At 64.9% G+C, this 2,993-nt stretch carries 3 protein-coding genes; all 3 read left to right on the plus strand.

Annotation, left to right across the window (positions count from 1 at the left end):
* Positions 1-59: 59 nt before the first annotated feature.
* On the plus strand, positions 60-1,442 hold the full coding sequence (locus tag EOA27_RS29765) for a TolC family outer membrane protein (protein WP_127257907.1): 1,383 nt from the start codon (positions 60-62) through the stop codon (positions 1,440-1,442).
* A gap of 326 nt (positions 1,443-1,768) precedes the next feature.
* On the plus strand, positions 1,769-2,593 hold the full coding sequence (locus EOA27_RS29770; protein ID WP_126082276.1) for a PopZ family protein: 825 nt from the start codon (positions 1,769-1,771) through the stop codon (positions 2,591-2,593).
* Positions 2,594-2,802: 209 nt separating this feature from the next.
* The coding region (locus EOA27_RS29775) for a class I tRNA ligase family protein (RefSeq protein ID WP_145970613.1) at positions 2,803-2,993 on the plus strand (191 nt) is incomplete at its 3' end.

Here is a 2,993-nt window from a genome sequence, read left to right on the forward strand (position 1 = left end):
GCTCATGGATGAGCGACTGTCGTGGCGCGGTTCCCATGCAAACGAATGAGGGATATTACGTGCCGTCCGTACGCAAGACTGTTCTAGCCGCCATCCTGGTTTCCGCGACAGCGCTTTCGCCGTTGGCCGCCTCCGCCGAGACCATTACGGGCGCCCTCGCCAAAGCCTACCAGTACAATTCGCAGCTCAACGCCGCGCGCGCCGGCGTGCGCGTCACCGATGAGGGTGTTGCCATCGCCAAGTCGGGCTGGCGCCCGACCGTCACTGGTTCGGCCAACATCGACTACACCAACACGCACGGATTTGGCACCAGCAGGAGACTGACGACCGGCAGCTTCGGCGTGCAGATCAACCAGACGCTGTTCGACGGCTTTCAGACCAAGAACAATGTCGCTGCCGCCGAATCGCAGGTGAAGGCTTCGGTCGAAAGCCTGCGCAACACCGAAGAGAACATCCTGTTCAACGCGGCGAGCGCCTATATGGACGTGATTCGCGACCGCCAGGTCGCGGTGCTGACCGAGCAGAACCTGCAGTTCCTGACTGAGCAGGCGCGCGCCGCCCGCTCGCGCTTCGAGGTCGGCGAGGGCACCCGTACCGACGTCGCCCAGGCCGACGCCTCGCGCGCCACGGCCGTGGCTCAGTTGAGCGCCGCCCGCGCAACGGCGCTGGCGAGCGCGGCCACCTACCACCAGATCGTCGGCGACGAGCCGGGCAAGCTGAAGGCGGCCTCGCCGCTGGGCAAGCTGTTGCCGGGCAATCTCGATTCCGCCCTGGCTGTCGCTTCCGCCGAGCATCCGGCCATCCTTGCCACGCAGCATCTCGTCGATGCGGCGGCGTTTTCGATGAAGTCGTCGGAAGGTGCGCTGCTGCCCCAGCTTTCGGCCTCCGCCGGCATCTCGGACAATTACAGCCACACCTCTCCCGGTTCCTCCAGCAGTCCCAACGGTAGCTCGACGTCCGCCAATATCGGCGCAACTCTGACCATACCGATCTATTCGGGCGGCCGGACCTCGGCGATTGTGCGGCAGAACAAGGAATCGCTCAGCGAGGCGCGCATCCAGGTCGATGTCAGCCGCGACCAGGTGCGCCAGGCCGTGGTCTCGGCCTGGACGCAATATGTCGCAGCGCGCGAAAGCGTGGATGCCAACAGGCAGGTCATCGACGCCGCGCAGCTGGCGCTGAACGGTGTCATCGAGGAGCGCAATGTCGGCCAGCGCACGACGCTCGACGTGTTGAACGCGCAGAACGCCGTCATCACCGCCAAGATCAACCAGGCAAGCTCCGAGCGCGATGTGGTGGTGGCGAGCTACGCCATCCTGTCGGCGATGGGACGGCTGTCGGTCGATCGCCTGGGCCTGGCCGTCACCAAATACAGGCCGGAAGAGCATTACAACGCCGTCAAGGACAAGTGGATCGGATTGCGCACGCCCGACGGACGCTGATTTCGGATCCAAGCTTCGATAAACGCCGCGCGTCCCATGGATGCGCGGCGTTTGTCTTTTCAGGATGACTGACCGGGCTGCGCATCGCCTGAAGCGCGTATGCGCTTTAGGTTTTTGATTTTATGCATGTCTTTATCCCGAAACCGGTTCCCACTTTCGAGAGACATGCTTTCTGTTGAAATCTCCTAATCTGTTGAAATCCAAAGAGTCCCCAGATTGGGGATTCTCGGATGGCGATCGGTCGGTTACGCTGTCTCCACTGATTCGAATTCCGGCCCGGGCAGGAACGGAATTGCGTAGTGGTCACAAGGGCGGCGGATGTGACGATGGCGACGGCAAGCAGCGCGCAGCGCGAACCTTCCATGGAAGAGATACTGGCTTCCATCCGAAGGATCATCGAGGACAGCGATACCGGTCGCAAGCAGCCGGCCGAGGCCGGTGACCTGCGCCAGGACCTGGAACCGGCCGCCGTCAACACTCCCTCCGCTGCGATACCCGCTGTCGAGGTCGACGCCTTTCGTTCCGAACTGCATGCCGATGCCGGTCCCCGCAGGCCGGCGACGCTGGCGGAGGTCCAGGCCCAGCTTGCCGCGACCGATCCAGTGCTTGCGCGCGCCGAGGCTCGCCCGGAGCCGGTGAAGGCAGCGCCGGCGACCCCGGCGGAGGCTGGTGTCAGACACGCGGTCGAGCCGAGCGCGCCGGCAGCCGCCAACAGGCCCGCCGCTGCAAATGCGCCGCAGACCGCCGAGACCATTGTCGCCGATTGGCGGCGGGAAATCGCCGCGGCCGGAGGCAGCACCGTTACGGCGAAGCCGGCTGTCCGGGCTCCGGAAGCCGCGCCGCGGGTCGAGATCGACAAGGAGGAGCCCGCGGTCGAAGCCGTTGCGCATGCCGACGCTCCCCAGTCCTCCGCGCCTGAGGCTCAGCCGTCCCGTCCCGCGATCCTTTCCGAGCACACGGGCAGGCAGGTTGCCGCCGCGTTCGGCGAGCTTTCCGATGCCTTTGCCAGCCGCGGCAAGAAGAGCTTCGATGAAATGGCCGAAGAGATGTTGCGGCCGATGCTGCAGGATTGGCTCGACAACAACCTGCCGACGCTGGTCGAAAGGCTGGTGCGCGAAGAGATCGAGCGCGTGGCGCGCGGCGCGCAGTAGCCGCCGTAACACGCAAGCTGAAAAGCGCCGCCTTCGGGCGGCGCCTTGTTCAAGGCTCTCAGGTGAGCGCGCGTTGCTCCTGCTCGGCCGACATTGCCACGGGCTGCGGCAGGCCTATCTGTGACGGTGATCGCAGCTCTCGCGGTTGACTCGGCCAAGACCTTCCGATTTACACCGGACGCTTGTTACCGACAGTCCGGACCTCCTCCATGCTTGAAAAGACCTACGACGCCAAGACCGTCGAGCCGAAGATCGCCAAAATCTGGGAAGAGGCCGACGCCTTCCGGGCCGGCGCCGGCGCGGAGGAAGGGGCGGACGCCTTCACCATCGTCATCCCGCCGCCGAACGTCACCGGCTCGCTGCATATGGGCCATGCGCTCAACAACACGCTGCAAGACAT

Source organism: Mesorhizobium sp. M2A.F.Ca.ET.037.01.1.1 (assembly GCF_003998075.1).
Taxonomy (GTDB): Bacteria; Pseudomonadota; Alphaproteobacteria; order Rhizobiales; family Rhizobiaceae; genus Mesorhizobium.